This is a genomic window from Streptomyces morookaense, assembly GCF_013030945.1.
Classification (GTDB): domain Bacteria; phylum Actinomycetota; class Actinomycetes; order Streptomycetales; family Streptomycetaceae; genus Streptomyces; species Streptomyces morookaensis.
Genome location: NZ_JABBXF010000161.1, coordinates 1 through 5,417, shown reverse-complemented (window position 1 = coordinate 5,417; position 5,417 = coordinate 1). Strand labels below are relative to the sequence as shown.

The following is a 5,417-nucleotide window of genomic DNA, read 5'->3' as shown; positions in this document are numbered from 1 at the left end:
AACTCAACGGCTACCGCGTCGAACTGGACGAGATTGCTGCCAAGCTGACCCGGCTGCCGGGTGTCGACCGTGCGGTCGCCAGGATTCAGCAGGGCGACAAGCACGACCGGCTGGTCGGCTACCTGGTTCCCTCCGCCGACTACACGCCGCTGACCGGTGCAGGTGACCCTCAGCTCGACAAGCAGGCGTTCCTCATGAGCGGGCACGGCGTGCTGGAGGGCACCGCTCCCGGGACCCCGCTGGTCCCCCGGACCGACCCGGCCGCATACACCCGCGCCAAGAGTTACCGGCACTTCCTGCCCGAGGACATCGATCCGGCTCTCCCGCGCAAGCACTTCGCCGAGGTGCTGGCAACGGCCACGCCGGCCCCGAACGGCACCGGCGGCCGGGCCGGCCTCGGCGTCGAGGACTGGACGGCCGTGCTGGAGCAGCTGTCCGCCGTCTCGCTGCCCGACCGGGCTCTGCCCAAATACCGTTATCCGTCCGCCGGAAGCACGTATCCGGTGCGGACGTTCGTCAAGCTGTCGGGCCGCACCGAAGGCCTGGGCAGCGGGCACTTCTCGTACCACCCGCCGACCGGCGAGCTGCGCCCGCACGGCCTCGACGCCGTGGCCGCCTTCTCGGCCGCCGGGGCCGCCGAGGGCGCCGAGGGCGGTGCAGGTGACGAGATCCAGCTCGTCGCCTACTGGCCCGCCATCACTCCGCTGTACGGGGACCAGGCGCGGCGTCTGGCGCTGCTGGAGGCCGGGCACATGCTCGCCCTGCTGACCGACGTGTTGGACGCGCGCCGCATTCCGTACACGGTCGAGCTGGCGGACCGTGAACTGGACGGCGACCACACCGCGGTGTGCCGCATCGTCCTGGGCACGTCCGGCGGCTTCGAACCGTCGCAGCTGGGCCTGGCCTGCTTCCTGAGGGAGGCGGGCGCCGTCGACTACACCGAGCACGAGGGCAGTCGTCGCTACGCCGCCGGTGACCTTCCGGTCTTCGACCGCGCGAGCGACGTGTGGGCGGTCCTCCGCCGGGCACGGTGCCTGCTGGCCCTGGAGGGCGGCGAAGGCGCTGCGGAGGCGGTGTCGGCCGGCTTCCTGTTCCAGCGGCTGAGCGAGCGGCTGCGGGCCGAGGGCCTGGGCACCTGCCCGCTGGGTCTGCAGCTCACCGACCGCGGCGTCTACACCATGGCCGTCGGCGCGGTGGACGAGCAGGCGCGTGCGGCGTCCGACAGTCCTGCCGATCCGCCGACGCTGACCGCCGCGGTCACCGAGGAACTCGCCAAGGCCCTGCCGGAGTACATGCTGCCCAGCGGTTACGGCGTCCTGGACGCGCTGCCGCTGAGCGCCAACGGAAAGCTGGCCGCCGACCGGCTCCCGCCGGTCGAGTTCGCCGGCGTCCATGTCGCGCCCGCGACGGAGACCGAACGCGCCCTGGCCGCCGCCTGGGCGGACATTCTCGGCCGGCCGGCCGAGGCCATCAGCACGAACGACAGCTTCTTCTCGGTCGGCGGCAATTCGCTGGCCGCCATGAAGCTGGTGCGCCTGCTCCAGCAGGACCTCGGATTCGAGCTGAAACTCCGGGACCTGTACCGGAACGACACGATTCTCAAGCTTGCTGAGCACGTCGGCACGGCCCTGACGGACGCCGTGCGCGAAGAGGGAGAGCTGTGAACCCCGAGCTGGAACTGCTGAACGACCTCCGGTCGGCTCGCGTTCTCATCTGGAACAAGGGCGACGACCGGCTCGGCTTCTCCTTCCCCCAGGACACCGGCTTCCCGCAGGAGCTCAAGGACCGGGTGAAGGAGCGCAAGGAACAGCTGCTGCACGTCCTGGAGCTGTCGGGCATCGACTCCCAGGAGCGCGCCCGGCAGGCCACGCACTACAAGCTGCCGGACGCCGCGTACGACAGGACGCTCAGGTCCATCCAGAAGGGGATGTACCTGCAGAGCCGGATCGACGAGCTCGGGTTCACCTACACCATCCCGCTGTTCGTCGAGCTGCCGGGCGCCGACGCGGAGTCGGCCGAGCGGGCGGTGCGCGCGCTGCTCGCTGCCGAGCCGATCCTGCGGATGCGGGTCCACGAGGACCTGTCGTACGAGCTGCTGCCGGCCGAGGCCTTCGACATCGCCTTCACCCGGATCGCCTCCGGCGAGCTGGACGCGCTGCGCGACGACCGGGCCCGTACCGTCTTCCCGCTCGCAGACGGTCAGCTGATCCGTCCCGAGATCGTCGAACTGGCCGACGGGCAGGGCGTGGTGGCCGGACTGACGCACCACCACATGCTGTCCGACGCGTACTCGATGGAGCTGCTCGCCGGTCGGCTGGCCGAGCTGCACGACGCACCGGCCGGTGCGGATGCCGCCGCCCGTGCGCTCAACTACTTCGACCTTGCGGAGCAGCAGCGGATCGACGTGGCGCGGCCGGAGTACGCCGCCGCACGCGACGCGCTGGCCGCCCGGCTGGCCGCCGCCGAGAAGCTGCGGCTCAAGCGGACGCCCGCCCACGGTGCCGACAACCGTGCCGGGACGCTGCGCTACGAGCTCGCGCCGCAGCAGCACCGGGCACTGGCGGAGCTGTCCGGCCGGCACGGGCTGAGCCTGTACGCGCTGCTGTTCACCGGCCTGTACCAGACGCTGAGCAGCTTCGCGGGCGGACAGACGGACTTCGCCGTCGGCATCACCGTCGCGAACCGCCCGCCCGCCTTCCAGCCGGCCGTAGGCCCGTTCATCAACACGCTGCCGCTGCTGCCGGAGTTCCGCGGCAGTGATCGGTTCCTGGACAACGCCCGGCGCGTCAACGAGGCGGTCGTCGAGCTCAACCAGCACCACCAGCTCAACCTGAACATGCTGACGGACGCCCTGCCGGGCGGTGCGGCGGATCTGGCCGACGTGCTGCAGGTCCTGTTCACCATGCACAACTTCGCTCCGGTGGAGAAGGCGGCCACGGCTGCCGGGCACCGGGTGCTGCCCTACGACGACCTGGCAGAGAAGTTCGGCATCTCGGTCATCGCCAAGGAGGACGGCGACCGGGTCTCGTTCACGGTCACCTATACGGAGGCCCGCTACGAACGCGCCTACGTGCAGGCGCTCTTCGACGCCTACCTGACGCTGCTGTGCTCGGTCGCCGCGGCCCCGGAGGACGAGGTCACCGACCGGCTGGAGCTGGTGGACGCCGACGGGCTGCAGCAGCTCGCCGAGTGGAACCGCACCGAGTGGGACCACGGAAGCGTGCAGACGGCCGTCGAGATGTTCGAGCGGCAGGTGCAGCGCACTCCGGACGCTCCGGCCGTCGTCTTCCGTGACCGGCAGCTCACTTACTCCGAGCTGAACGAGCGCGCGAACCGGCTGGCCCACCTGCTCGCTGAACAGCACAACGTCCGTACCGGCAGCCTGGTCTGTCTGCTGCTGGACCGCAGCGAGCACATGCTCGTCGCGGTCCTGGGCGTCATGAAGGCCGGCGGCGCGTACGTCCCTGTCGACCCCGGCTCGCCGCACGAGCGGATCCGGTTCATCCTCTCCGACACCGGCAGCCCGCTGCTGCTCACGGACGAGCGGAACGCCACCGACTGCCGCGGCGCCGGGCTGCCGGTGCCCGTGCTGTCCGTCGACGGAGCCGGCGATGCACTGGCCGCACAGCCTGCCGGCAACCCGGGCCTGCCGCTCACCGGTTCCGACCTCGCCTACGTCATCTACACGTCCGGCACCACCGGTCAGCCCAAGGGCGTGCTGTGCGAGCACGGCGGCCTGGTCAACCGCATCCAGTGGATGAACCGCGCGTTCCCGCTGGACGCGGCCGACAGGGTGCTGCAGAAGACTCCGTACGTCTTCGACGTGTCCGTGTGGGAGCTGCTGTGGGCCAACTGGTTCGGCGCGACGATCGTGTTCGCCGAACCGGAGGACCACAAGGACCCCTACGCGCTGATGGAGCTGATCGAGCGCGAGCAGGTCAGTGTCGTGCACTTCGTGCCGTCGATGTTCAGTGCCTTCCTGGAGGCGGTCGAGGCGTCGGCCGGGCCGGCCCCGCAGGGGCTGGCGAGCCTGCGGTACGTCTTCTGCAGCGGCGAGGAGCTCAAGCTCGCCCAGGTCCGTTCCGCACACGCGCTGCTGCCCGGTGCGCGGCTGCACAACCTGTACGGCCCGACCGAGGCGTCGATCGACGTCCTGCACCACCCGTGCACCGACCCGGCGATGGACGCCGTCCGCATCGGCACCCCGATCGACAACACCCAGGCGTACGTGCTCAACGCGGCCCGCACCCCGCTGCCCGTCCACGCGATCGGCGAGCTGTACCTGGGCGGCGCCGGCCTGGCGCGCGGCTACCTCAACCGGCCCGAGCTGACCGCCGAGCGCTTCGTCGGCAACCCGTTCGGCACGGGCCGCCTCTACCGCACCGGCGACCTCGTACGGCGCCTGCCCGACGGCGGCATCGAGTACCTCGGCCGCAACGACTTCCAGGTCAAGATCCGCGGCTACCGCATCGAACTGGGCGAGATCGAGGCCGCCCTGGCCCGGTTCCCCGGCGTCAAGCAGGGCATCGCCCTGGTCCGGCAGCCCGACCCGCAGCGGCCCGAACTCAAGCACCTCGTGGGCTACTACGTCGCGGACCACCCGCTGGACGAGACGGCCCTGACAGGCGCGCTGAACGCCTCCCTGCCGTCCTACATGGTCCCGCACGCCCTCGTGCACCTGACGGCCGTCCCCGTGACCGTCAACGGCAAGCTCGACCGCAAGGCGCTGCCCGACCCCGGCCCGACCGACGCCGGCCGGGAACGCATCGCCCCGCGCACCACCCTGCAGGAGCAGGTGCACGCGCTGTGGGCCGAGCACCTGGGGCTGCGCCCCGACGAGCTGGGCATCCGCGACGACGCGACGCGGCTCGGCATGGACAGCATCGTCGCCATCCGGCTGGCGAGCCGGCTGCGCCAGCAGCTCGGCCTGGCGGTCGGCGTCCGGGACGTGTTCTCCCTGCCGACCATCGAGCAGTTCGCTGACTTCGTCGAGAGCCGCCGGGCCGCGGCATCCGAGCCGCGGGCCGATGTGCTCACCGAACAGGGTGCGCTGACGGGCGAGGTGGAGCTGCTGCCCATCCAGTCCTGGTTCTTCGAGCAAGGCTTCGCCCGGCCCGAGCACTGGAACCAGGCGTTCCTGGTCCGTACGCCCGAACTGACGCTGTCCCGGCTGGAGTCCGCCCTGCGTGCGCTCGCCGAGCACCACGATGCGCTGCGGCTGCGCTACCGCGGTACGGAGCAGTTCTACGACCCGGCGGCCCCGTTCCCCGGCCTCAACGTTCTCGACGTGCGCGGCCTGCCCGCGGCCGAGGGCACCCCGGAGTTCACCGAGGCCCTGCACCGGACGCTGACCGGATGGCAGCGCGGCTTCGACCTCGAGCACGGTCCGATGTACGCCGTGGGCTATCTGCACGGCT

The 5,417-nt window shown here is 71.2% G+C and carries 2 protein-coding genes; both read left to right on the top strand.

What is annotated here, in order from left to right; genetic code table 11:
* The coding region (locus HG542_RS33765; RefSeq protein ID WP_171088210.1) for a phosphopantetheine-binding protein at positions 1-1,664 on the top strand (1,664 nt) is incomplete at its 5' end.
* A partial coding sequence (locus HG542_RS33760; RefSeq protein WP_171088208.1) for a non-ribosomal peptide synthetase occupies positions 1,661-5,417 on the top strand: 3,757 nt, incomplete at its 3' end. The genes HG542_RS33765 and HG542_RS33760, both read left to right, overlap by 4 nt.